Below are 26,214 nucleotides of genomic sequence, written 5' to 3'. Positions count from 1 at the left end.
GAAAAATATTTTATAATTAATTTAAATATTATGAAAACAGAAGATATGGAAACTAGATTAAAAAAGTGAAAAAAGTATAGAGATTCTGTAAATGGAGGCTCTTTTTTTTATTATTCTTTTTTACAATCTGATGAAAATTTAAAAAAGAAATATTTAACATTAAAAGAGATGATTAAAAAAATTAATCTAGAAAAAACCATGAAGTTAGATGAAATAAGTGTTTTTGAAAATTTAGATAAAGAAAATAGTCTTGAATTAGAATTTGATAATATTTATAATAAATTAAATATTTTAGATGAAAATAATTTTAAAATTAGTCTAGAAAATTTATATAGTGAAATTAATGATGATTTTTCTTTTTTAGATAATTTAGATATTTCTTCTCATTTATTTGATGATGAAATAAAAGAATTAGATAATATAAAATTAAATAATAAGGGAGATATTATGAAAAAAATAAATATAGCGATTGATGGACCTTCTGGAGTGGGTAAATCAACAGTTTCTGAACTTATTGCCAAAAAATTCAATTTAAAATTTATAAATAGCGGATCTCTTTATAGAGCAATTTCTTTATTTTTCTTTCAAAAATTAGGAAAAGAACAATTTAAGCAAATTTTAGATGAAAAATATGTTTTAGATAATTGGAATATTAAACAATTGTTTCTTGATCCCTTTGGAAACTTATTTTTAGATAATGTTAAAATAGAAAATAAAGATTTAAGAAAAGATGAAATATCTTGAGGAGCAAGTAAAATTGCTAAATATAAATTAATAAGAAGTCAAATTGTTTCATTTTTGCAAGATTATTCGGAAAAAGAAAAAGGTGTAATTATGGATGGCAGGGACACTACTTTTGTTGTTTTACCTAATGCGGAGCTAAAGATTTTTTTATGAGCATCAGCAGAAATTAGAGCAACAAGAAGAATGGAACAAAACCAGGAGTTAGGTTTTAAAACCAATTATGAAGAATTACTAAAAGAAATAGAAGAAAGAGATTTTCAGGATATGAATAGAGAAAACGACCCTCTTCATAAAACAGATGATGCAATATTGATAGATTCTTCTAATATGAATATTCAAGAAGTAGTAAATAAAATTTCTGAGCTTATTTTAGAAAGGATTAATAATGAGTAGTAAGGTAGTGGCTATTGTTGGTAAACCTAATGTTGGTAAATCAACATTATTTAACAAATTAATTGGTAAAAGAGTTTCTATAGTTTATGATGAACCAGGAGTTACTAGAGATAGAATATACGAAAAAGTTCAATGAGCAGGAAAAGAATTTAAAATAATCGATACAGGCGGAATAGAAGTTGAAGAAAAAATATTTCAAGATCAAATTAGGATTCAAGCTCAAATTGCTATCGAAGAAGCTGAAATAATTTTACTTATATTAGATGGAAGAAACGAAATAGATAAAGATGATTTTTTTGTAGTTAACCTATTAAGAAAATCAGGAAAAAAAATAATAGTTGCATGCAATAAGTTAGAAGATAATAAAGAATTTGATTATTCTATTTATAAATTAGGATTTGAAAAGTACTTTCCAATTTCTGCTATGCATAGTGAAGGAGTTGGGGATTTATTAGATGAAGTGGTGTCTAATTTCAGTAATGATAACGAAAACTCTAATGACCATTTTAAACTTTCAATAATTGGTAAACCAAATGCCGGAAAGTCTTCTTTACTAAATTCTTTATTAAAAGAAAACAGATCTATAGTTTCGCCAATAGCTGGAACCACAAGAGATTCTATTTCTTCTTTTTTTCAGATTGATAATTTAGACTTTGAAATTATAGATACAGCAGGAATTACTAGAAAATCTAAATTAGTAGAATCTGTAGATCATTATGCACTTATGAGGGCTATGAATTCCTTAGCAGAAAGTGATTTATCGTTAATTGTCATAGATGCAACCAAAGAAATTTCGCACTTTGATTCTAGACTTGCAGGATATGCCTTTGAAGAAAATAAACCAATAATATTGGTTGTAAATAAATGAGATTTAGTTCAAAAAGAAACTAATACAATGGTTGAATTTGAAAAGAATTTAAGAAAAAATTATAAGTTTTTAGATTGAGCTTCAGTAATATTTATATCAGCACTTTTTGGTAATAGATTAGATAAATTAAAAGAGGAAATATTATCTGTAAGAACAAATTTACAAAGAAAAATCCCAGCTCATCTTTTGAATGAAGTTATGATGGAGATTCATCAAAGTCAGCCCGCGCCTTCTTTAAAAGGTAAAAGATTAGAAATTTCATTTATAAAGCAAGTAGAAGGTAAAATTCCAACTTTCTTACTTTTTGTAAATAATAAAAATTATGCGCATTTTACTTACATGAGATATTTAGAAAATCAATTAAGAAAATATTTTGATTTTAGAGGTACTCCTATTAAATTAATTTTAAAAAATAAAAATGAGGCTAAATAAATGAGAAGAAAAGATATTTTAATTCAATTATCTCAAAGAACAAAACTAAATTTAAAAGATTGTGATTTATTTTTGGATGCTTTTATTGATTTGATTAAAGAAAAGGTTTCTAATAATGAAGAAATATTGATTCCTAAATTAGGAACTTTTACAAGTCAATTAAAAAAAGAGAGAGAAACTGTTTATTTTAAAACAGGAGAAAAATTTAAAGTTTCTCCAAAAAGAACTCCTAAATTTAAAGCTTCTAAGTCCTTTAAGGATTTAGTGCTAAAAAACGATTTATAAATATTCTATTACAGAAACAAAATCTATTATTCCTGGATACATTAATTCTAATTCGATTCCGTTTTTTTCAAAAAAAGTTAGATTTAAACTCTCTTTTAAATTTAGTTTATCAATTGAAATGATAAAAAAACGTTCTAAATGTTTAAATAAAATTATAAAAAATGAAATACCACCATGATTTTTAATTTTCCTTAAATAATCTAGTTGGTGTTTTTTTATATTTGATTTTGGTAAAAAGTTTTCATTAGTACTTTTAGCTTCAAAACTGATGAAGTTTCCTTTAAAAACGCCGTAATAATCCACAGTACTTTTTTTAGCTATTATTGCATTTTCTAATTCATTATTATTATGAACTTTTTTAAAAGAAATATCTAAGTTCTTTTTGTGAAAAATTGCTACATTGTTCTCTAAATAAAATTTAATAGTTTTGTTTATTATTTGTTCTAGTATCATTCCTCTATTTTTACTTATCATATACAAAAATTTCAAAAATAATAAAGTAATTTTAAAAAAGGAAATAAAAAGTAAAAGTATAGAATTTTTACTATTTTTATAAAAAAAAGTATAATTTAATATATGATTGGAGTAGATTTAACACAAATATCAAGATTCAAAAATAAAAAAGAAACATTTGTTAGAAAAATACTTAGTAAAAATGAAATACTAGAGTATGAAAATTCTGAAAACAAAGAAAAGTTTTTAGCTACTAGGTGAGCAATAAAAGAAGCTATATTTAAAGCTGATAACTCATTCTTTGAATTTAATCTTATAGATATAAAAAAAGAAAATAAAAGGTATAAATTTAGAGAATTTGAAATATCTACTTCTTATGAAAATAATTTGGTAATAGCAATAGTTTATAAAAAATAGAAAAGGACATGTCATGATAAAACTTAAACAAATTTTACTAGCCCCGATTTGATTGTATAGATTAAATAAAATAAGAAGAATGTCTAAAAAATATAAAAAAGGAAAATTAGAACTTTCTGCACAATTTAGAAATGACTTAATTTTAAAATATGCTAATAAGCTTTTAAAACTTTATAATGTTAATTTAATTATTAAAGGAAAAGAAAATATAACTTCTAAAAATTCATTAATCGTAGCAAATCACCTTTCAAATGCAGATGCTTTTATAATTTTTAGTGCATTACAATCAATTTTAGAAACAAAACATGATCCAAAAAAAATAGTAACTTTTTTAGCTAAAATTGAATTGACTAAAAATTGAACTTCTAGAAGTGTTTTAAATTTAATTGATACATTTTTTATTGATCGCTCTAAAATAAAAGATTCCGTTAAAACGATAGATGATTTTGGAAATTTTATAAAAAATAATAAAACATATGGAGTTATTTTTCCCGAGGGAACTAGAAGCGAGAGTGGAGAAATTCAAAATTTTAAAGCAGGAGCCTTTAGAGTTGCTAAAAAAATGCTTTTACCAATATTACCTGTAACTATAAACTTTAGTGGAAAAGTTTTTGATTCTTCAAGAACTAAAAAATTAAATGTAGAGGTAATTTTTCACCCTTCTTTAAAACCATCTTCCTTTGTATCTCAGTCTAATGAAGCTATTTCTTTAAGAGTAAAAGATATAATTGAAAGTAGATACATAAAAAGCCTTCCAGAAAAGAAAAGGGATAAAAAATAGACATGGAAATTGATAAAATTAATGAAGAATTAAAAGAAAATACTGAAAAAGAAATAAAAGACAAAAAACATGATGTTGATTTAAATATTGAAAATTTTAATGGACCACTTGATTTACTATTAAGTCTAGTTAAAGAAAAAAATGTTGATATTTTTGAAATTAATTTAGCCGAACTAGCTACAGATTATTTAAGAATCATTGATAGAATAAAAGATAGTCATTTTGAGATTGCTTCTGATTATCTTGTAATGGCTGCAACATTAATTCAAATAAAAGCTAAGATGCTATTAGCTGAAAAAGATGAAGTAATCAAACAAGAAATAGAAGAAGATAAAGAAAAATTATTAAGATTATTAGCTGAATATCAACAATTTAAACCTATCTTTCAATTGTTGAGAGAACAAGAAGAAAAAAGATCTAAAATTTTTATCAAAAAGCCTTCTGATTTAGAAGAATTTATTAGACCTATAGATAGAACTAAAGTGGATGGTAATTCTTCTAAACAAAAAATAACTCAAATTCTTACTTTAATGTTCGAAAGAATACACGCTGAAAAATTGAGACAAATAAAAATTGATAGTGTAAGTGTAACACCTAGTGATCAAATTAAGATGATTAGAGAATTATTTAAAGAAAATAAAGTTTTAACTTTTGAAATGGTTTTTTCAGTTCCTTCGATAAAACATTTTGTTATAACATTAATTGCTTTATTGGATATGAGCAGAAAAGAAGAAGTAATATTAAAACAAGAACAACAATTTGCAACCATAAGCATCGAAAAAGGACCAAATTATGAAAAATAAAATTATTGAGGCGCTAATTTATATGCAAGGAGAGGAAGGCTTATCTTCAGAACAATTACAACAAGTCTTAAAACTTAATACTGTTAATGAAGCTAGAAGTCTTTTAAAAAGATTTTTAGAAAATTTTAACAAATTAGAAAGAGGAATTTATGTTGTTGAATTTAATGATATTTTTAAATTTGCAACAAGAGAAGAGTTTAAAGACTATATCTCTGATTTAGTTACAATAACTAGAAGACATAAATTATCTAATGCTGCTATTGAAACAGCTGCAATTATCGCATATAAACAACCTGTAACGCGTTCTATGGTTAGCGACATAAGAGGTGTAGCTTCTGACGCAATAGTAGCATCCCTTTTAATGAAGGGAATAATAGAAGAAGTGGGTGTATCACCAACGGTTGGGCAACCAACACTATATGGAATAACTAATAGATTTTATGACTATTTTAAATTAAAATCATTACAAGAATTACCTAAATTTCAAGAATTTGATCAATTTACAGAAGAATCTGGTGAATTTGATAATGAAACAGAAGAAGAAACTTTTGATCTTTTTGGTTCCCAAAGAGAAAATTAATAAAGGATTTTAATGGAAGAAATTATTAATGGCACTGATTTGTTAAAACTAGAAACAGAAATCTCATCGGAAAATTTTTTAAATTATAATGAAGATTATTTAATAACAGGTAATGAGTTAAAAAATTCCAACATTGTTTGTTCAGAAGTTTTAGCAAAATTAGGAGAATTTGAAGACGAAATAAACGAAAATGTTATTTTTCAAAAAGCTTTATTATTTAAGGAATTAATAAAAAAACAAAAAAATCATGAGATAAGAAAAATATTTATTTATAACGATAATGATGATATAAGCTATGCTTTTTCTGAGATTTTTGAAAATGTATTAAGTTCTGAAGAAAAAAATAACGTATTTAAGTTTGAAAAAAATACTTTTTATAGTAAAGATATGGCTTTAAATGAAATTATAAAAAATGAATATGATTATTCTATATTTTTTTTAAAGGAAAATAAAGAATTTTATAGAATAATTTTTAGGAAAAATAATTTTCAATATCTAACTAAACAAGAAGAAGATTTTATAAATAAAAAAATTACATTAACTAAATTTAACTCTGAACTTTTAAAAAATAAAAATAAAAAAACAATTTATATAAATAAGAATATAAATATTGTTTTGAATGAAAAAATTAAAAGAAAATATTTAATGTTAGTAGAAGGTTATAGAGAATTTGATCAAATAAAAAATATCTCAGAAAATTTTACTCTAAACTTTATCAAAAAACCTTCTAACTATTTTAAGTACTATAAAAGAATAATTAAAAAAGAATTTATAAAAGACAAAAAAAGTAAGCACGACGTGTTTTTTTATTCGGAAAATAGTAAAAATATAGAAAAAACTTTTATAAAAAATAAAAATAAATATCAAGAAATTTCAAATGAAGATATTAATTTTTTATTGTTAAATTATTTTATTAAAACCGATACTGATTTTCATAATACTTCCTTTTATATACCTTTTAAATCTTCTAATAATGTAAAAGAGTTTTTATATAAAAATAATCATCAAAACATTAAAACTTATAATAATTTAAATGATCTTTATTATTTTTTAAGTAGAGAAATAAAAATCAAAAATGAAAGGGCATACATTTTTGATGGAAATCAAATTATTAAACTAAATTTTTCCAATAATTTTATTGGTTTTGAAAGTATAAGTAACCTTTTATTAAAAGTAGAAATGTTTGAGTTTTATGAAAAAAATAAAATTGATATTTTTAAAACTTTAGAAGAAAATAAAAAGAATTATTTAGTATCAGCGGCTTTTAAAGACAATAGAACAATGAATTATAATTCTTTTTTAAACTTTTATAAAAAAATCAGAAAAGAAAGAAAAATTGCTAAATTTAAAATAGAAAAATTAAATATTAATAAATTAAATGAAGTAAGAAATTTAAATAAAAGAAAAATATTTATTGAAATCAATCTAAAAGATGGCACAGAAATCCTAATGGAGTTTGATAAGATTTTAAATGAAGTAAAAACTGAAATAGTTTCTAGTTATTTTAAATCTAATATTTACGATATAGTAAAAAAAGAAGAGAGTATTAGAAAAGAAATGGAAGAATATTCTCATATTTTAAAAGAAAATAATCCCAATAATAAATGAAAAAATATTTTAAAATTTAGTTCTTTTTTATTATTTATATTTTTAGTTTTTTTAATTTTATTTTCGACCATTTATAGAACAAAAGATTCTGAATTAGAAGGGCCTTTAGCAATATTTAAAAATTTTTATGACATTTTTTTAAGTGATTACAAATTAAGGTTTATTTTTTTAGCTATTGTAGTTTCTAATGTTGGTTTTTATTTTTTTTATTCAATGATGTTATATAGAGTGTTTAGAAAACAAAAAATGAAGATAAATTTTAAACATCTATTTTTAGCTGCAATGATATCGACTATTGTACAAAACATTACTCCTTTTTCTTTTGGAGGAGATCTTTCTTCGTATTGATACTTGCAGAAAAAAGGATACTCAAAACCTAATTTAGCTTCCGCCTTTGCATTTACTTCTTTATTTCACCAAGTATCTGTGTTATTTATATCTCTAATTTTTATACCTATGGGATTTTACTTCTATCAAGATATTTTATTAAAAGATATAGACGCTAGAAAAATAATAACTTTTATTTTTATTCTTTTAGGAATAATTTTAAATATAGTTTTATTTTTATTAATTCTTTTCGTGTCTATTTTAAAGAAGATGCAATTATTTATCATCAAAATAATTATATTTATTTACAAAAATAATCCATTTAGTTACAATGATAATTTAGATAGAAAAAAAATTATATTAGAAAATAAATTTTTAGAATTTAAAATTAATTTTAAAAACTTATTTAAAGATTTTTTGTTCTTTTTAGAATGTTTATTTTTATATAAAATTTTACCCTTTTTATTAAATACTTCAATTATCGTCTTAATTCTTATTGAAAAAGATATTATTTTAGTAAATAATAATTTCAGTAGTTTTTTATTTTGATATTTAAACTTTCAGTCAGGTTCTTCATTACTTAACATGGCTAATAATTTATCACCAACTCCTGGGGGAATTGGTACTTCCGATTGGCTAATGACGGTTATTTTTCAAAATGTTTTTGTAACTAGCGATAAAGAACTAATTGAAAATAACTTGAAAATTTTTAGTTTTTCAACAAAAATATTTTATTGATTAATTCCTAACATAATTTCAGCTCTTATGTTATTGACTTTATATTTAGGTGAAAAAAGAATAGATAAATATAAACAAATAGCGACCATGATATCAATTGATCCAAAAATTAGCAAAAATTTTAAAAAAACCAAAACTATTTTCTTTAGAAATGCATTATTAATGTGAATAATTGGTATCATATCTATAGTGTTTATAATTTTAATACATTAAATTAAATTATTTAATACGGAGGAAATATGGACAAAACAAAAAAAGAAAAAAGATTAAAAGAGTTAACAGAATTACAGTATAAAGTTACTCAAGAATCATTTACTGAAAGACCATTTACTAATGAATATGATAAACATTTTGAAGAAGGTATTTATGTAGATATAGTTGATGGAACTCCTTTATTTAAATCTGATGATAAATATGATTCAGGTTGTGGCTGACCTGCATTTTCAAAACCTATAAATGAGCAAATAATTGTAGAACATGAAGATTTATCGCACAATATGAAAAGAATAGAAGTTAAAAGTAAGAACGCGGATTCTCATTTAGGACATGTTTTTACTGATGGTCCGAAAGAAAAAGGAGGATTAAGATACTGTATTAATTCTGCTTCATTAAGATTTATACCTGTCGATAAATTAAAAGAAGAAGGTTATGAAGAATACTTAGAATTGTTTAGTAAAAATAAATCTGATTAATAAAAAAAAGCTACCAGTATAAAAATGGTAGTTTTTTAATAATTAAATTGTTAAATATATGGTATCATATATAGAGAGCTAGAGGTGTAGTTCAATGGTAGAACAACGGGCTTCAACCCCGTGTGTTATGGGTTCGAGTCCTGTCACCTCTGCCATTTTTTTATTCCTTTCAAGTAATTGCGTTTTTTTCAATAATTAAAATATTTTCTTTATCAACACTAATTTGATTATTTAAAATACTATTAGCAATAAAAGTTTCAATATTTCTTTTTATAAACAATTTTATAGGTCTAGCTCCAAAATTTTCATAATCAGTATTATTAACAATAAAATCTATTATTTCTTTATTGAATTTAATATTTATTTTAGTATTATCCTTGATTCTTTCAATTAATTTAACTAATTCTAATTCAGTTATATTTTTTAAAACTTCTTTAGAAAGAGGATTAAATTTAATGATTTCATCTATTCTATTTAAAAATTCTGGCTTAAAATGTTCAAGAAGTTTGTTTTTTAAAATATCTATAGAAATATTTGGATTTTTTAATATTTCATGAGCTCCTATGTTACTTGTCATTATTATAATTGTATTTCTAAAGTTTATTTTTCTTCCTTTAGAATCAGTTAAATATCCATTATCTAAAATTTGTAATAGGATATTTGAAACATCAGGATGAGCTTTTTCTATTTCATCAAAAAGAATTAAAGAGTAAGGATTCTGTCTAATTTTTTCAGTTAATTGTCCTCCATTTTCATAACCAATATACCCTGGAGGAGAACCTATTAATTTAGAAACTGAATGTTTTTCCATGTATTCAGACATATCTAAACGAATAATTTGCTTTTCTGAATTAAATAATAATAAGGATAAAGCTCTAGCAAGCTCTGTTTTACCTACACCTGTAGGACCAACAAAAATAAAAGAACCAATCGGTTTATTTGGGTCATTTATATTTGCTTTTGATCTTAAAATGGAAGAATTAACTAATTCTATAGCTTGATTTTGACCTTTGATCATTTTTTCTAAATTAGTTTTTAAATTTAAAATTTTAGTTTTATCTTTTTCTACGAGTTTAGTAACGGGAATTTTAGTTCATTTTGAAACAATTTTAGCAATGTCTTCAACAGTAACTTGATCCTTTACAAAAGAATTGTTATTATTTATAACGTTGTTTTCTAAATCTTCAATTTCTCTTTTAATATTAGGAATTTTATTATAAATAATTTCGGATGCTTCTTTAAATTTTCCTTCGTTTTGCAATATTTTAAAATTATTATTTAGATCATCTAATTGATTCTTTAAAAAAGCCAATTTATGTGTTTGTTTTTTTTCTTTTTGAAACAGTTCTTCTTTTTCTTTTATTTTAGCTTTAACATTTTCTATTTTTTCGTTTATTTCTTTTATTTTTTCATTATTTACATTATTTTTTTCATTTGATAGAGATATGATCTCCATGTTTAGTTTAGCGTAAGTTTGTTTTAATTTTTCAATTTCTTCTGGTTGATAGTTTATTTCTACTTTAATAGTTGCTCCAGCTTCATCAACTAAATCAATAGCTTTATCTGGTAAAAATCTATCATTAATATAACGATATGAAAGATTAGCAGCAGCAACTAAAGCTTCATCTGTTATTTTTATTTTATGATAGTTCTCCATTCTATTTTTAATTCCTCTAAGAATAGTTATAGTATCTTCTATAGTTGGTTCAATAACATCGATTTTTTGCATTCTTCTTTCTAATGCAGCATCTTTTTCTATATATAATTTATATTCTTCTAAAGTTGTAGCCCCTATTAATTTAATTCCGCCTCTAGCCATAATAGGTTTAATAATGTTTGCAGCGTCCATAGCTCCAGAATTATTTTTTCCAGCACCTATTAATAAGTGTATTTCATCAATAAAAATTATTATATCTCCATTTGAGTTTTCTATTTGCTTAATTATTTTTTTAAGTCTATCCTCGAATTGACCTTGATATGATGCTCCTGCTATAACAGAAGCTAAATCAATTTCTCAAATTTGCTTATTTTTAAGATTTTCAGGAACACTTCCTTCAACTATTTTTCTTGCCAATCCTTCAATTATAGCTGTTTTACCAACTCCAGGTTCCCCTACAAGGACCGGATTGTTTTTAGTTTTTCTAGAAAGAATAGTAATAATTCTTCTGATTTCATCATCTCTTCCAATCACTGGATCTAGTTTATTTTTAATCGCTAAGTCAGTTAAATTTTTTCCAAATTCTTCTAGTGGATTTTTTTCTTCTTTAAATTCAAAATTCATATTACCTCCCTATTTTATAATATGTTACATAAATTATATCATATTTTTGGCAGTCTAATTAGTTGAGTGCCAAAAATATGATATAAAAAAAACATCATACTAATAATGATGTTTAGGTCGTAAAAACGATTGGCTGCCCCAGTTAGATTCGAACTAACGCATCGCGGCACCAAAAACCGCTGCCTTACCGCTTGGCCATGGGGCAATATGGTGGGGGGGGAGGGATTCGAACCCCCGAATCGTTAGAAAGTGGGTTACAGCCACCCGCGTTTGGCCGCTTCGCTACCCCCCCATAAATGCATTTAACATTATACAATAAAATTTATTATTTTTAAAAATATTTTTATATTTTTTTTATTTTACAGATATAAATTTAAAATTCAATAATTTTTATAAGGGTAATTGTTTTTAATTAGATTAAATTATTTTTTTATTATTAAAATATGTTAAAATATTTATGCTTTTTAAAAATAAAAATATTCTAAAAAAAAGTTTTTGAATTTTTTTAAAAAGTTGTATAATTGTAAAGTATTAAAAAAATACGCTAAATTGTGCCGATTTAGCTCAGCGGTAGAGCAGCTGGCTGTTAACCAGTTGGTCGCAGGTTCGATCCCCGCAATCGGCGCCATTGGCCCATTGGTGAAGCGGTTAACACACATGGTTTTCATCCATGCATTCACGGGTTCGAGTCCCGTATGGGTCACCATTTTGGAAGATTAGCTCAGTTGGGAGAGCATTGCCCTTACAAGGCAAGGGTCGTGGGTTCGAGCCCCTCATCTTCCACCATGCCGTCTTAGCTCAGCAGGCAGAGCAACTGACTTGTAATCAGTAGGTCGTAGGTTCGATTCCTATAGACGGCACCATCATGTTTTTGGTTTTAGAAAGGTTCGATTCCTTTTAACATGACCTTATTTAGTATGCGCGAGTGGTGAAATTGGCAGACACGCTAGATTTAGGCTCTAGTGCTTTACGGCGTAAGGGTTCAAGTCCCTTCTTGCGCACCATATAATTATTATTACCGGCAAAACAGTTTGTTTTGCTTTTTATTTTTTAATTTTAAAGTAATATTATTAATATGATTAAGCTTATTTATAAAGAAAAAGGAGTAAGTTCTTTTCAAAAAATAAAAAAATTTGCGAAAGAAAATAAAATAAAGAAAATAGGCCATACAGGTACGCTAGATCCTATGGCTTCTGGTTTACTTTTAATAGCTACTGATGAAGACACTAAATTAATAAATTATTTAGATAAAGAATATAAGACATATATAACTAAACTAAAATTTCACTTTTCTTCAGACACATTAGATATAGAGGGTAAAATAGAGCAAAAAAAGGTGAATAAAAAGATAATTCTACAAGAAATAATAAATATAATTCCTAAATTTATAGGTAAAATAGAGCAAATGCCACCGATTTTTTCAGCTAAAAAAATAAACGGTAAAAAGGCTTATGAATTAGCTAGACAGAATAAAGAAGTTAAACTTAAATCTTCAATAGTGGAAATTAAAAACATTAAAATATTAAATTTTGACTTTGAAAAGCAAGAACTAGAATTAGAGACAGAAGTTTCAAGAGGAACATATATAAGAAGTTTAATAAGAGATATTGCTAATGCATTAGGTACAGAAGCAATAATGATCGAGTTAGAAAGAATTAAATTAAATAGTTTATCAATCGCCGATTTGACTAAAGAAGTTATTAATCCATTAGAACTATTAGACAAAAACATTCCAAAATTTATTTTGACAGAAAAAGAATTAAAAAAACTTTGAAATGGCTTAGAAATTGATGTAAAAAATGACAAAATAGAAGAAATTATGCTAATTTTTAATGATAAAATAGTTGGATTTGGTAAAATAGTTGAACAAAAAATGAAATCAATAAAATTATTTGGTAATGTTATTGAAAAAGAATTAAAGGAGAAAAATGGAGAAATATAAATTATTTTCTTTTGATATAGATGGAACTCTATTACCTTATACTAATAAAGATTTTTATCCTGAAATAAAAGAAATGTTTGTTAAATTAAAAGAAAAAAACAAAGTAGTTGTTTTTTGTACAGGAAGAGAAATGATTACTATAGGTTCTCTTTTAGACGATGTTTCTGTAGATTATTTTTTAGGAGCAAATGGATCATTTATATACGATTGTAAAAGTAAAAAAATTATTTATGAAGATAAAATATCGCATAAAGAATTTAAAATGTTAAGTAATTTCTTAGAAAATGAAAAATGTGACCATAGTGTAATGACTGAAAATTATGGTTATTTTTCTGAAGGGCATAGCTTTGATAATTGATTTTTAAGAGACCATGTTGAAAAATTTAAAAATTTAAATGAACTAGAGTTTGAAAAAGAAAATTTACATATTATAACAGTAAAAACTAGTGATCCTAATATGATTGAAAAAACGAAAAAATTTTTAAAAGAAAATAATTTAGATTTAGAAATAAATTCAACATGATCAAAAGGCTTTTTTATTAATAAAATTAATAGTAATAAAGCCAGTGGTCTAAAAAAACTAGGAAAAATATTAAACATTGATTTATCAGAAATGATGGCTTTTGGCGATGGATCTAATGATTATGAAATGATAAAAGAAGTAGGTTATGGTGTTGCTATGGAAGGTGCTCCTGACTATGTTGTAGAAGTTGCTAATGATAAAACTTCATCGGCTACTGAAATGGGTACATATTTAAAATTAAAAGAATTAGGAATAATATCTTAATGACAAAAATAGTTGATTTTGATTCTGATAAGGATGAAATTAAAGATTCTGTATTTATTTTAGGATCATTTGAATCTTTTCATTTAGGACATAGCGAATTATTGAAAGAAGCTAAAAAAACTCAAAAAAAAGTAACAATTTTACTTTTTAAAAATCCAGAAAAGCTTAAAAAAAATGGTGAATATATTTTTAATGATTTGCATTCTAGAATTCAATATTTAGCAAATTTAAAAGTAGATTATATTTTGCTTTTAGATTTTAATGATGAAATAAAAAATACAAATGGAGAGGAATTTTTAAATAAATTACTTTCAAAAGGTGCAACTCATTTTGTTGTGGGAAAAGATTTTAAAATGGGTAAAGAAGCCAAAATAACTTCTAATAAGATAAAAGAAATTTACCCTAGTACAACAATAGTTGATATTATTAAAAAGGACAATTATAAAATTTCCACTTCTATATTAAAAGAAAATTTATTAACAGGAAAATTTAGTCTTGTAAATTCACAATTAAAAAATAATTACTTTACAAGAATTAAAATAAAATATAATAATCAAATTTATTTTAGTTCAAATATAGTTCCATTTCCTTCAGGAATATATTTAGTTAAACTTATAAAAGGCAATAAAAAAATCCCTTGTATTCTATTTATAAACTTTATAGATAAAGAAAAAAAATTATTTTTCTTTGATAACTATAAAACTAATATTTTCGACGTTGAATATTTATTTTTAGAATTTATCAAAGAAAAAAGAATAATTACAACTGAATTAGAAAATAAATTATCAGATAAAGAAAAAGAAGAAATTAAGGAAATATTTATTTCTAAAGAATATTAATCATAAATAAAAAATATAATATAATTTAAAATTATGGAATTAAATAAATATATTAGAGATGTTCAAGATTTTCCTAAAAAAGGCATTTTGTTTAAAGACATCTCACCTCTACTTGCAAATGGCAAAGTTTTAAGATTTGTGATAGATAAAATGGTTGAATTAAGTAAAGAAGCGGATATTATAATAGGGCCAGATGCTAGAGGATTTCTTTTTGGTACACCAGTAGCTGCAATGCTACAAAAACCTTTCATAATGGTGCGTAAACCTAATAAATTACCTGGAGAAGTAATTTCTATGGAATATAATTTAGAATATGGAACAAACAAATTAGAAGTACAAAAAGGAATGATCAAAGAAGGTCAAAAAGCAATAATTATCGATGATGTATTAGCTACAGGAGGTACAACTAAAGCTATTATAAAATTAGTTGAGTCTCAAGGGGCAAAAGTAGAAAAAGTAGTTTTATTAATGGAACTTGAAAACTTAAAGGGTAGAGATATGCTTTCTCCATATAAAGTAGAATCTCTAATTAAAATATAAAAAAAATAAAAAAATACTATATAATTATATAGTAATTTGTGGGGCAATACTCAAGAGGCTGAAGAGGACGCATTGCTAACGCGTTAGGGGCTTAACCGCCCGCGCAGGTTCAAATCCTGTTTGCCCCGCCATTTTTTTATACCTTTTTTGATATAATTCAAGTATAACTAAAAAAGGAACAAAGAGTGGCGTATATATTTTTTTTATTAGCATTTTCTCTAACAATAATAACAGTAGTTATACGAATAATAGAAAAAAATACAACAAAAAAGGAAAAACAATTTTATTTGTTTGACTATTTTGGTTGAACAAAAATTATAAATTTAAAATTTAAAAACATTTTTTTAGATTTCAAAATTTACCTTAATATTTTTTCTTTTTTTATAACTGGGATTTTTTATTTATATAAAGATTTTTGATTATTAAAATTTTTTGATATTAGTATTATTTTTAATTTTTTAATTTTAAAAGGTAAAGAAACATTTTTACAAAATAATTGAGCAATAAATTACTTTTTTCTTAATTTTATTTCTTTATTACTCTTTAATTCAGGGGCCAAATTATTGATTACTATATTTTACCTTTTTATCTTGAAAAAAATAATAGGATTTTTTGATAAAGATAAAAAAGAAATAAAACATTTAAAAAGTAAGAGAGAATTTGAAATATTTTTTTATAGAAAACATTCATTTATTTGATTTATAAATAAAATTTTCTATATATTTTTTTATGCTATTAGCATTTATTTTTTAATATCAATTAATTCAAACTTTGCGTGAATTTATTTATTTTTAATTTATACATTTTTATTATTTTTTTTATTTTTCTATATGTGAATAATTATTTCAAGATTTTATAAAAAAAATAAAACGGATAAGGGTCAAAAATATTTTGATTGATTATGGGCTAACAAAGAAAGTATCAATAATGAATTTAAAAATATTTTCACTTATCAAATGTTTGATAATATTCATGATTTCAAATCAAATTTACTAGAAAAAAAATCAGAAATGAAATTCTTTTTTGAAGTATCTAAAAACCATAATTTTAAAATTGAGGATAAAATTGCAGTAAAATTAATTTTGAAAAGTTTTCATTTTTATGTTGAAAATTTAAATAGAATAATTTATAAAAAGGAAATGCTAAATTCTTGGAAATACATAAAAGAACAAAACGAATTTTAATGTAGGATTCATTTATGTCTAACTATTAAATATAGTAATTAGAAAGAAGGGAATTATGTATTTCAAAACCAAAAAAGCCAATAGGCGAATGTAAATTAGTGTGAGAGGTAAAAAATGAGTAAAGAAATTAAAGTAAGAATTATTGAATATGAACCAACAATAAAATTTGAACTTGTTGAAGATGCTAAAAAAGGGGATTTCTTTTTAATCGATGATTATAAAAATCAAGAAATTGAAAATTTTATTCAAAAAATAAAAGGAAAAATCAACAATTCTTTAATTGAAGAAGCAAGAAAAAATGCAATAAATGAATTTAAACTAAGTGAAGAATATTTAAAATTAGTTCAAGATTTAAGTACAGAAAAAGAAAATCTAAAAATATTTGAATCCAAAGTTGAGTTACTTAAAAAACAAGCAATAGAAGAATATTTAAAGACAGATTCTAATTATTTAAATATACTTAAAGAAATTAAAGATTTAAAAGACAAAAATAAAGAATTAAGTGACGAAAATTTAAGAATAAAATCAATGAAAGAAGCTGATAAGATTATCGCTGTTGAGGAATATAAAAAAAGTAAAGAATTTTTAAAAATAATTGATGATACAAATGTTATTAAAGACAATTATAATAAATTGCAATTAGAACATCAAAATTTAAAAGTCAATATGGAAACAGATGTTATTAATTCTAAACAAGAATTCCAAATTCAATTTTTAACAGAAAAAGAAAAACTTTTAGAAAAAATAAACAACTTAGAAAGAAACAAAAACAATAATATAAAACTTTTAGGAGAGGAACTAGAAACTTGAGTTAGTTCAGAAATTAATAGCGCTTTTAGTATGGAACCTGAAATAGTTCTTAAAAAAGATAATAGTGTTGTTAATGGAACTAAAAGTGATTTTATTATAGAATTTTTTAGTAAAAAAAGAGAAGGTTTATCTTTGAGTAAAATTGTAATAGAGTGTAAAACTCAAAGAGCTTCTGGTGGTCAAAAAAATAGTGATTTCTTTTTAAAATTAGAAAAAGAAAGAAAAGAAAAGCAAGCGAGTTTTTCAATTCTAGTAACGGAAGTGGAACCAAAAGACGATTTTGTAATAAAAAAAGTTAAAGATTTTGAAAATATGTATATGGTTAGACCCGCATATTTACTTCCTTTTGTATCCGTTTTAAAATATTTTATTTATTCTTATGAAAATATAACTACTTCTAATATTGTCTTTAAAGAAAAAGAAGAAATTATAGAAGAATTTAATAAAATGAAAGATAGCATTTTAGATATAAGTTTAGTGAATTTAAATAAGAAAATAATTGATATTAAAAAAGCTTCTGATATCATCAAAACTCAAGCTCAAAAAATTGATGAAAATATTAACATAGTTATTGATTCACATTTAATAACCATAAAAAATAAAATATTAAACTTTGAAATCAAAAAAATAATTAAAAAAACAGAAAAAACTCAAGATTAATTAACTATGAATGCAAAAATTTTTGAAAAAGATATAGAAAATTTAGATGATATAATTGGACAAAATCATCTTAAATTTTTGTTTAATAAAATAATAGAAATAAAGAACATTGGTTCTTTTATTTTTTATGGAGAGTCCGGGATTGGAAAGACTTCTGTTGCCAACTTATTAGCTAGAAAAATGACTTTTAAATTCGATACCTTTAACGCGTCGATAGGACAGAAAGAGGAATTGATAAGTAAATTAAAAGAAAATAAAGTTCTTATAATTGATGAAATACATAGATTAAATAAGGATAAGCAAGATATTTTATTAACTTTTTTAGAAAATCAAGAAATTATTATTTTTGCCACAACAACAGAGAATCCTTATTTTAAAATTAATCCTGCAATTAGAAGCAGAATGCAAATTCTTCAATTTCTAAAACCAACAAAAGAGGATATTTTATCTTATTTTGAATCATTATTTAAAAAAGAAAATATAGAAATAGATAAAAATATTGTCGAAAAAATTATTTATTATTCTAATTTTGATATTAGAAAAATAAAATTAAATTTTTCATTGATAATGAAAATAAGTAATGATAAGAATATTGATCAAGATTTAATAAAAAAAGTAATACCGAATATAAATTTTTATAGTGACAAAAATTCAGATGCTCATTATAATAATTTAAGTGCATTTCATAAGTCTCTAAGGGGAAGTGATGTAGATGCTTCTTTATATTATGGATATTTGATAATAAAAAGTGGTGATTTTGATGGTTTATATAGAAGAATTACCGCTGTCGCATATGAAGATATAGGTCTGGCGAATTCCATTATTTCATTAAAAGTAGAAGCAGCTATTCAAGCTGCCGAAAGATTAGGTATGCCGGAAGCCAAATTACCTTTATCTCAAATAATAGTTGAATTAGCTCTTAGTCCAAAAAGCAATTCTACTTATTTAGCTTTCAATGAAGTAAAAAAGATGGTTGATGACGGATACATTTTTGATATTCCTAATTATTTAAAAGATGCTCATTATAAAAATGCGAAAAATTTGAATCACGGAATAAACTATAAATATCCTCATAACTTTAAAAATAATTTTGTAAATCAACAATATTTACCTAACGAATTAAAGGATAAAGTTTTTTTCCATTTCGGAAATAATAAAAATGAGGAAAAAATAAAGAGTTATTGAAAAAAAATAAAAGAAAATTTGGAATAAGTTAGTTAATAAAAAAATAAAATTTTATATAATAGTTTTTATGAACAAAAAAATAAAATTAGGTTTTATAGGTACAGGGGCATATGGTTCAGCTATAGCAAATGTGGCATTAAGTAATAAAAATGAAGTATTAATGTATGGTATAAATGAAGAAGAATTAAATGATATAGAGTCAGGATTTAACAAAAAATATTTTTCTAGTTCTGAATTCTCAAATAAAGAAATGCTACATACTACTAAAAAATTAGAAGAATTAATCGACAAAACCGAGATTATTGTCTTGGCCATACCTTCTAATTCCATTCAAAAGGTTTTAGAGGAAATTTTAAAACTAAGACCAAATAAAAAGATAAATTTAATAAATATTGCTAAAGGATTTGAAAACAATAGTAAAAACTTTTTTTCAAACTTTATAAAAAAAGAATTTAAAAATAATCTTAATAATTTTGCAACCATATTAGGCCCATCTTTTGCAAATGAACTTTTCAATAAAAATACAACAATAGTTAATGTATTTTCTGAAAATAAAGATTTTGTTTTAGAACTTAAAAAAATATTTGATAACGATTATTTCAAATTAATAGAAATTAAAGATAGTTTTATATCTGAATTATTTGCGGCTTTAAAGAACGTTTTAGCTATTGGTAGCGGGATTTTAAATTACTATAGTGATTCAAGAAATACTCACGCAGCTTTTTTAACACAAGGAATTAAAGATATTATGATAATTTATGAAAGTTTATCTTCCGACATTGATTTTAAAAATGTTGTTGATTTTTCAACTTTAGGTGATGTAATTTTAACTTGTAGTTCAGAAAAAAGTCGAAATTTTAGTTATGGAAGATACATCGCTAGATGAGGTCTCGAAAAAGCAAATATTGATTTTAAACAAACAATAGAAGGTAAAGAAGCTGCTAAAATATTAGAGTCTAAAATAGATATTAATAGTTTAAAAATAAGTGTCATAAAAACCATTATAGAAATTTTAAATGGAACAAAAAAACCTGAAAGAATTACAACTTTTATAAATGAACTAAGATAGTTTTATTTTAGTTTTTTTAACATCTTTTTATAAAAAAACAAAAAAGTTTTTTATATAATTTTATAATGAAAAATACACACGATTTTATTACCATTGTTGGAGCGAAAGAAAATAATTTAAAAAACATTGATTTAATTATTCCAAAAAATAAATTAGTAGTTTTTACGGGAGTTTCAGGATCTGGAAAATCTTCTTTAGCTTTTAATACTATTTATGAAGAAGGAAGAAGAAGATATGTTGATTCACTTAGTTCATATGCTAGACAGTTTTTAGGAGGAACCAAAAAACCTGATGTGGTTTCCATTGATGGACTTTCTCCCGCTATTTCTATCGAACAAAAAACAACACATTCTAACCCGAGATCTACAGTAGGAACAATAACTGAAATTTATGATTATTTACGTTTACTTTATGCAAGAATTGGAAAACCCTTTTGTCCTAAACATAATATAGAAATAACAAGTCAAAAAACTAAAGAAATAGTAGATGCTATTTATAGGTTTCCTTTAGGATCAAAAATTCATATTCTTTCTCCTGTTGTTGTTGATGAAAAAGGAACACATGAAAAGTTATTATTAAAACTAAAAAAAGAAGGCTTTTTAAGACTAAAAGTTAACGGAGAAGTTAGATCTGTTGAAGAAAGTATTATCTTAGATAAAAACAAAAAACATAATATTGATATTATTGTTGATCGTTTAGTTTTAAAAGAAGAAGAAAGTAATAGAATATCTGAAGCGATAGATATTGCTTCAGACTATGCAAAAGGCATCGTTAAAGTAGAAGTTTTAGATAAACAAGAAATTACTTTTTCAAAAATTCAAGCTTGTCAATTTGGTGATTTTAATATGCCAAATTTTGATACAAAAAACTTTTCATTTAATTCGCCAATAGGAATGTGTGAAAAATGTAAGGGAATAGGGGTTGTACTAAAAGCTGATTTTGATCTTTTAGTGCCTAAAAAAGAACTATCTGTTTTAGAGGGAGCATTAGCTATTTTTCCTTTACCTATAAACAAAAAAACTATAGAATGAAAAGAGTTTGAAGTTTTAGCTAATAAATATAATTTACCTTTAGACAAGGCGATAGAAACTTGAACAAAAGAAGAAATAGAAATATTAAAATTTGGTTCAAATGAAGAAGTAACTTTTACAGTAGTAAGCGAAGCTGGAAATGAATACAAAAAAACCAAATTTATCGAAGGTTTAATTAATAAGCAAGAGCGAAAATTTATGGAAGCATCTAGTGAAGATATAAGAGCATGACATAAAAGATTTATGTCGGAATCTAATTGTGATTCATGTAAGGGCGCAAGATTAAATAAATACTCATTAGCTGTAAAACTAAATAACCTAAATATTTTTGAATTATCTTCGCTTTCTATTGAAGATGCTTTAAAAGAAATTGAAAATCTTCAAATAAGTGAGTTTGATAAAGAAATTTCTAGTATGTTAATTAAAGAAATAAAAAATAGACTGAGTTTTTTAGTAAATGTAGGTTTAGAATATCTTTCATTAAATAGAAAGTCAGAAAGTCTTTCTGGAGGAGAAGCACAAAGAATAAGACTAGCAACGCAAATAGGTTCTAATTTAACGGGAGTCCTTTATGTTTTGGATGAACCATCAATAGGATTACATCAAAAAGATAATAGAAAGTTAATTAATTCATTGAAAAAAATGGTTGAAATTGGTAATACACTAATTGTAGTAGAACACGATGAAGAAACTATATTAGAGGCAGATCATGTTATTGAAATAGGCCCTTTAGCAGGTAGAAATGGTGGAGAAGTTGTTGCGCAAGGAAGCGTTTTAGATTTAATAAATAATCCTAATTCAATAACTGGAAAATATCTTTCTAAAGAAAAAGAGATAGAAATACCTAATAAAAGACGACCAGGTAATGGAAATTCTATTATTGTAAAAGGTGCATCAGAGAATAATTTAAAAAATCTTGATGTTTCTTTTCCTTTGGGTAAATTTATTGCGGTGACAGGTGTTTCAGGTTCAGGTAAAAGTACTTTAGTTAATGAAGTTCTTGTAAAAGGTCTAGAAAATTTAACTAGCGAAGAAAAAGTAAAATCAGGTAAACACAAATCTATAGACGGTTCATATAATATTGATAAAATAATAAAAGTTTCTCAATCTCCAATAGGAAGAACACCTAGATCTAATCCTGCAACTTATATTTCTGTATTTGATGATATAAGGGATGTATATGCTAGCCTAGAAGAATCTAGAACTAGAGGTTATTTAAAAGGAAAATTTTCTTTTAATGCCTCTGATGGTCGTTGTGAAAAATGTCAAGGTGATGGGATGTTAAGAATTGAAATGCATTTTTTACCTGATGTTTACATAACTTGCGATCATTGTAATGGTACAAGATATAAAAATGAAATTTTAGAAATAAAATATAAAAACAAAAATATATCAGACATTTTAAATATGACAGTTTTAGATGCTTATGAATTTTTTGAAAATAGACCTAAAATAGCTAACAAATTAAAAACGCTAATAGATGTAGGTTTAGATTATATAACATTAGGACAATCAGCAACAACTCTTTCCGGAGGAGAAGCGCAAAGGGTTAAACTAGCTAAATTTTTACAAAAGAAACCTACAGGTAAAACATTTTACGTTTTAGATGAACCTACAACAGGATTACATACTGCGGATGTAGAAAAATTAGTTAAAGTTTTAAATAGAATAGTTGATAATGGAGATACAGTTTTAGTTATAGAACATAATTTAGATTTAATTAAAGTCGCTGATTATATTATTGATTTAGGTCCTGGTGGTGGAATTAATGGAGGAAAAGTTATAGCTACAGGAACACCAGAAGCAGTAGCTAAAAATGAAAATTCATACACCGGAATTTATTTAAAAGGAGTATTAAATGAAAGAAAAAATTAATGTAGATTTTTTAATTAAAGAATTTAATTTAAAACCATTAAATGAATGCAAAGAGTCCTTTATTGAAAGACCTTCGATAAACAGAGCAGGACTTTTGTTAGCAGGAGCTTATGTAGATGAAACTTTAACTAAAAATATAGTTGGATGAGGGACGAATGAATCTAAATTTTTACTTTCTCTTTCACAAAAAGACAGAAAAGAGGCGTTACATAGGGTAATAGGAGCAAATCCTCCTTTATTAATGCTTTCTGTCGGATTTGAAAAGGAGTTATTTAATGAAATTTTAGAAATTTCTAATTTTTATATGGTACCTACAGTTTCTAGCGAAGAGCATTTATCAACTTTAATTGCAAATATTGGAGGATACCTTTCTGAGTATTTTGCAAAAAAAACAGCAATTCATGGTAGTGCTATTATTGTAAATGGAGTAGGTGTTCTAATAACGGGAGCTTCAGGAGTAGGTAAATCAGAAGCAGTTTTAGAATTAATTCAAGATGGTCATACTTTTGTAAGTGATGATACTGTAATAATTTCTCGATTAGGAAATCGCTTTATTGGTAAACCTTCACCAATAACACAAGATTTATTAGAAGTAAGAGGAATTGGGATAATAGATATTAGACATACTTATGGTTCTAGTATGATTAGAACAAAATTAGATATAGATTTAGTTTTAGAACTAATTCCTTTTGAAAATAACAATAATTTTGATCGAATTGGCAATAATGAGTTATATTACCACATTTTAGATGGTAAAATAAAAAAAATCCAAATTCCTGTAAAGCAAGGAAGAACAATTTCATCCTTAGTTGTTGCTGCAGTTAATTCTTATTTAGTTAAACAGGATGGTTTGGACCCGATTGAAAAAATTCAAGAAAGGATAAAAAATAAAAATGGAAAATAAAACTTCACAATTACCTGAATATTTAAAAACTGCCAGACCTTTTAAAGAAGGTGAAGCATTTTATATTTTTAATTGAGAATGATTACCTGTATATAGTTTTATGATTATGCTAGGAATGATTTTTGCTATATTAACTATTGCATTTTTTTGAAAAAGAGAAAAATGAAACTTTGATCATTTATTTACTTTAATTATTATAACAATTCCTACTTCAATAATCGGAGCAAGATTAGGATATATTTTTGAACAACTTATAGCTGGAAATGCAGATAAATTAAAAGATAATTGATGAAACATAAGAAGTGGTGGCCTTTCTATTCAATGAGGAGTTATTTTAGCGACTATTTCCGATTTAACATATATTTATTTTAAAAGAACAGAAATAGATTATCGAAAAGCTATGAGCTTTATTCTTCCTGCTGTTTTAATAGGGCAAGCAGTTGGAAGATGGGGAAATTATACAAATCATGAAGTTTATGGAAAAATTGATTTAGATGGTTCTTCTGTTTTATGATTAGGAGAAATAATTGTTAGAAATATGTTTATTTCTGATAGCGTAAATCAAGATGGAGCTTTAAGAGTGCCTTTATTTTTCTATGAGTTTTTAACATCTCTTATTGGTTATTTATTATTGGTTTGAGTCTTTAATTTATTTAATTGATTTAAACCGGGTGTTACTGGTGCGATGTATTTAATTTGATATGGTATAGTTCGTGCATCGATGGAATTTTTAAGACAAGAAGCTTATCTATTTTATTTTATATTAGCTTTAATTTATATATTTTTAGGAGTTATCTTAGCTATTTATTTCCAATTTTTTGCAAATTTTAAATACCTTATAGTGAATAATAAATTAAAAATTGAAAAAGTAGTAAGATATCAAGTAAGTAAAGAAAAATTTATGAAAATTACTTGAAAAAAATATCAAAGAGTAGAAACTGTTAGTACAACAGTTCAAAACTTGTAAAAGGAAGGAAAAATGGAAAAAGTATATGATGTTGTAATTATAGGAGCAGGTCCTGCTGGACTTACTGCAGCTATATATGCTTCTAGAGGTAATTTAAGTGTTGCCATAATTGAAAAAGGAGCTCCTGGGGGTAAAATGGTTATGCAATCAAAAATTGAAAACTGACCAGGTGACAAAGTAGTTATGGGGGCTGATTTAGCACTGAGAATGTATGAACACGCTTTAGAATATGGAGCAGAACATTTATATGGAGAAGTAGAAAAAGTTGTTTCTATTTCAGAATTTGAAAAAGAAGTTCATTTAAAAAACAATAAAATTATTAAAGCTAAATCTGTTGTTGTTGCTTCTGGAATGAACGAGAGAAAACCAATGGATGTAGAAGGTATTTTGGATTTCGAACATAGAGGTGTATCATATTGTGCTATTTGTGACGGTCCTTTATTTGGTAAAAACCCTTCAATTATAATTGGTGGTGGTAATTCAGCTGTTGAAGAAGGAGCTTTTTTATCTTCAATCGCTTCAGAAGTACATGTTTTTGTTAGAGATGATAAATTTAATGCTGAACCACGTTTAGTAGAGGAATTAATGAATAAGAAAAATGTAAAAGTTCATTTTAATTCTAAAGTATTAAAATTAATGGGAACAAATTCATTAGAAAAAGCATTGGTAGAAATTGATGGAAAAGAACAAGAAATTGAAGCTGCTTCATTATTCCCTTATATTGGATTTATACCTGCTACAGCTTTCTTGAAAGACCTAAACATTTTAGAGCCTAATGGATTATTAAAAGTTGATGAATTTAAAGAAACAAAAGAAAAAGGTATTTATGCAATTGGTGATGTTATTGTTAAAGAAATTAGACAAATTGCAACAGCGACAAGTGACGGAACAATTGTGGGTAAAATATTAACAAATAGATTAGGAAAATAAAATAATTAATAATATTTTTAAAAATAGAAAAAAGCTATAAAAATCCAAAAAATGTATTTTTTTAGCTTTTTACGCTTGTTTTTGAATAA

Annotated in this window: 23 protein-coding genes and 9 tRNA genes; 28 read left to right on the top strand and 4 right to left on the bottom strand. The window is 24.6% G+C overall.

What is annotated here, in order from left to right:
- Positions 1-447: 447 nt before the first annotated feature.
- Genes cmk through NX772_RS03285 form a run of 3 tightly spaced genes read left to right on the top strand, consistent with a single transcriptional unit; the run spans position 448 to position 2,722 of the window.
- Complete coding sequence (gene cmk, locus NX772_RS03965) at positions 448-1,137, top strand: (d)CMP kinase (RefSeq protein WP_036450030.1); 690 nt, start codon at positions 448-450, stop codon at positions 1,135-1,137.
- The gene (gene der, locus NX772_RS03290) at positions 1,130-2,437 is read left to right on the top strand and encodes a ribosome biogenesis GTPase Der (RefSeq protein WP_259429360.1); all 1,308 of its coding nucleotides are present in this window, start codon (positions 1,130-1,132) and stop codon (positions 2,435-2,437) included. Before cmk ends, der begins: the two co-directional genes overlap by 8 nt.
- Positions 2,438-2,722 carry an HU family DNA-binding protein gene (locus NX772_RS03285; RefSeq protein WP_027123119.1) on the top strand — a complete coding sequence of 95 codons (285 nt, stop codon included), beginning with the start codon at positions 2,438-2,440 and terminating at the stop codon, positions 2,720-2,722.
- Here NX772_RS03285 and recU read toward each other — a convergent pair.
- On the bottom strand, positions 2,717-3,196 hold the full coding sequence (recU, locus tag NX772_RS03280; protein WP_027123118.1) for a Holliday junction resolvase RecU: 480 nt from the start codon (positions 3,194-3,196) through the stop codon (positions 2,717-2,719). The genes NX772_RS03285 and recU overlap by 6 nt on opposite strands.
- Positions 3,197-3,298: 102 nt before the next feature.
- On the opposite strand from recU, the gene NX772_RS03275 reads away from it, so the two are divergent.
- From NX772_RS03275 to NX772_RS03245, 7 genes are all read left to right on the top strand, one after another.
- Complete coding sequence (locus NX772_RS03275) at positions 3,299-3,592, top strand: 4'-phosphopantetheinyl transferase superfamily protein (protein WP_027123117.1); 294 nt, start codon at positions 3,299-3,301, stop codon at positions 3,590-3,592.
- A 13-nt stretch (positions 3,593-3,605) separates the two neighbouring features.
- Entirely contained in the window at positions 3,606-4,373 is a 768-nt protein-coding gene (locus NX772_RS03270; protein ID WP_036449981.1) for a lysophospholipid acyltransferase family protein, read from the top strand.
- A gap of 2 nt (positions 4,374-4,375) precedes the next feature.
- Positions 4,376-5,176 carry a segregation/condensation protein A gene (locus NX772_RS03265; protein WP_036449978.1) on the top strand — a complete coding sequence of 267 codons (801 nt, stop codon included), beginning with the start codon at positions 4,376-4,378 and terminating at the stop codon, positions 5,174-5,176.
- A complete protein-coding gene (scpB, locus tag NX772_RS03260) occupies positions 5,166-5,756 on the top strand; it encodes an SMC-Scp complex subunit ScpB (RefSeq protein WP_027123114.1) in 591 nt (196 codons plus the stop codon). Before NX772_RS03265 ends, scpB begins: the two co-directional genes overlap by 11 nt.
- Positions 5,757-5,768: 12 nt before the next feature.
- On the top strand, positions 5,769-8,642 hold the full coding sequence (locus tag NX772_RS03255; RefSeq protein ID WP_027123113.1) for a lysylphosphatidylglycerol synthase transmembrane domain-containing protein: 2,874 nt from the start codon (positions 5,769-5,771) through the stop codon (positions 8,640-8,642).
- A gap of 26 nt (positions 8,643-8,668) precedes the next feature.
- On the top strand, positions 8,669-9,121 hold the full coding sequence (msrB, locus tag NX772_RS03250) for a peptide-methionine (R)-S-oxide reductase MsrB (RefSeq protein WP_027123112.1): 453 nt from the start codon (positions 8,669-8,671) through the stop codon (positions 9,119-9,121).
- 80 nt (positions 9,122-9,201) lie between these two features.
- A tRNA-Trp gene (locus NX772_RS03245) sits at positions 9,202-9,276 on the top strand.
- Positions 9,277-9,281: 5 nt separating this feature from the next.
- Here the strand turns inward: NX772_RS03245 and NX772_RS03240 are convergent.
- The 3 genes from NX772_RS03240 to NX772_RS03230 all read right to left on the bottom strand — a co-directional run bounded on the left by NX772_RS03240 (position 9,282) and on the right by NX772_RS03230 (position 11,694).
- Positions 9,282-11,402 carry an ATP-dependent Clp protease ATP-binding subunit gene (locus tag NX772_RS03240; protein WP_051542110.1) on the bottom strand — a complete coding sequence of 707 codons (2,121 nt, stop codon included), beginning with the start codon at positions 11,400-11,402 and terminating at the stop codon, positions 9,282-9,284.
- A 130-nt stretch (positions 11,403-11,532) separates the two neighbouring features.
- A tRNA-Gln gene (locus NX772_RS03235) sits at positions 11,533-11,607 on the bottom strand.
- 3 nt (positions 11,608-11,610) lie between these two features.
- Positions 11,611-11,694, bottom strand: a tRNA-Tyr gene (locus NX772_RS03230).
- 261 nt (positions 11,695-11,955) lie between these two features.
- On the opposite strand from NX772_RS03230, the gene NX772_RS03225 reads away from it, so the two are divergent.
- The 18 genes from NX772_RS03225 (at position 11,956) to NX772_RS03140 (ending at position 26,125) form a co-directional block, all read left to right on the top strand.
- Positions 11,956-12,030, top strand: a tRNA-Asn gene (locus NX772_RS03225).
- A gap of 2 nt (positions 12,031-12,032) precedes the next feature.
- Positions 12,033-12,108, top strand: a tRNA-Glu gene (locus NX772_RS03220).
- Positions 12,109-12,112: 4 nt separating this feature from the next.
- Positions 12,113-12,188: transfer RNA gene (locus tag NX772_RS03215), tRNA-Val, on the top strand.
- A 1-nt stretch (position 12,189) separates the two neighbouring features.
- Positions 12,190-12,265 (top strand) — tRNA-Thr (locus NX772_RS03210).
- A 56-nt stretch (positions 12,266-12,321) separates the two neighbouring features.
- Positions 12,322-12,406 (top strand) — tRNA-Leu (locus tag NX772_RS03205).
- A gap of 71 nt (positions 12,407-12,477) precedes the next feature.
- Positions 12,478-13,344: a tRNA pseudouridine(55) synthase TruB gene (gene truB / locus NX772_RS03200; protein WP_027123111.1), complete on the top strand. Its 867-nt coding sequence runs from the start codon at positions 12,478-12,480 to the stop codon at positions 13,342-13,344.
- Positions 13,331-14,131, top strand: a complete 801-nt coding sequence (locus NX772_RS03195; protein ID WP_027123110.1) for a YcsE-related riboflavin metabolism phosphatase — start codon at positions 13,331-13,333, stop codon at positions 14,129-14,131. Before truB ends, NX772_RS03195 begins: the two co-directional genes overlap by 14 nt.
- Positions 14,131-14,970 carry an FAD synthase gene (locus NX772_RS03190; protein ID WP_027123109.1) on the top strand — a complete coding sequence of 280 codons (840 nt, stop codon included), beginning with the start codon at positions 14,131-14,133 and terminating at the stop codon, positions 14,968-14,970. Before NX772_RS03195 ends, NX772_RS03190 begins: the two co-directional genes overlap by 1 nt.
- A 33-nt stretch (positions 14,971-15,003) precedes the next feature.
- Entirely contained in the window at positions 15,004-15,510 is a 507-nt protein-coding gene (locus tag NX772_RS03185; RefSeq protein WP_027123108.1) for an adenine phosphoribosyltransferase, read from the top strand.
- Between the two features lie 40 nt (positions 15,511-15,550).
- Positions 15,551-15,641, top strand: a tRNA-Ser gene (locus tag NX772_RS03180).
- Positions 15,642-16,340: 699 nt separating this feature from the next.
- A complete protein-coding gene (locus NX772_RS03175) occupies positions 16,341-16,694 on the top strand; it encodes a hypothetical protein (RefSeq protein ID WP_259429359.1) in 354 nt (117 codons plus the stop codon).
- Between the two features lie 114 nt (positions 16,695-16,808).
- Positions 16,809-18,164 carry a DUF2130 domain-containing protein gene (locus tag NX772_RS03170; RefSeq protein WP_027123106.1) on the top strand — a complete coding sequence of 452 codons (1,356 nt, stop codon included), beginning with the start codon at positions 16,809-16,811 and terminating at the stop codon, positions 18,162-18,164.
- Between the two features lie 6 nt (positions 18,165-18,170).
- A complete protein-coding gene (locus tag NX772_RS03165) occupies positions 18,171-19,376 on the top strand; it encodes a replication-associated recombination protein A (RefSeq protein WP_051542108.1) in 1,206 nt (401 codons plus the stop codon).
- Between the two features lie 40 nt (positions 19,377-19,416).
- Positions 19,417-20,418, top strand: a complete 1,002-nt coding sequence (locus tag NX772_RS03160) for an NAD(P)-binding domain-containing protein (protein WP_027123104.1) — start codon at positions 19,417-19,419, stop codon at positions 20,416-20,418.
- A 65-nt stretch (positions 20,419-20,483) separates the two neighbouring features.
- On the top strand, positions 20,484-23,324 hold the full coding sequence (gene uvrA / locus NX772_RS03155) for an excinuclease ABC subunit UvrA (RefSeq protein WP_036449974.1): 2,841 nt from the start codon (positions 20,484-20,486) through the stop codon (positions 23,322-23,324).
- On the top strand, positions 23,308-24,228 hold the full coding sequence (hprK, locus tag NX772_RS03150; protein WP_027123102.1) for an HPr(Ser) kinase/phosphatase: 921 nt from the start codon (positions 23,308-23,310) through the stop codon (positions 24,226-24,228). The genes uvrA and hprK overlap by 17 nt, the downstream gene beginning before the upstream one ends.
- Positions 24,218-25,195 carry a prolipoprotein diacylglyceryl transferase gene (gene lgt, locus NX772_RS03145; RefSeq protein WP_027123101.1) on the top strand — a complete coding sequence of 326 codons (978 nt, stop codon included), beginning with the start codon at positions 24,218-24,220 and terminating at the stop codon, positions 25,193-25,195. Before hprK ends, lgt begins: the two co-directional genes overlap by 11 nt.
- A gap of 12 nt (positions 25,196-25,207) precedes the next feature.
- A complete protein-coding gene (locus NX772_RS03140; RefSeq protein ID WP_027123100.1) occupies positions 25,208-26,125 on the top strand; it encodes an NAD(P)/FAD-dependent oxidoreductase in 918 nt (305 codons plus the stop codon).
- Positions 26,126-26,214: the final 89 nt, after the last annotated feature.

It is taken from the genome of Mesomycoplasma molare (assembly GCF_024918955.1).
In the GTDB taxonomy this organism is placed as follows: Bacteria; Bacillota_I; Bacilli_A; order Mycoplasmatales; family Metamycoplasmataceae; genus Mesomycoplasma_A; species Mesomycoplasma_A molare.
The sequence above is the reverse complement of the archived record's forward strand: the minus strand, read 5'-3'. Positions and strand labels throughout refer to the sequence as shown.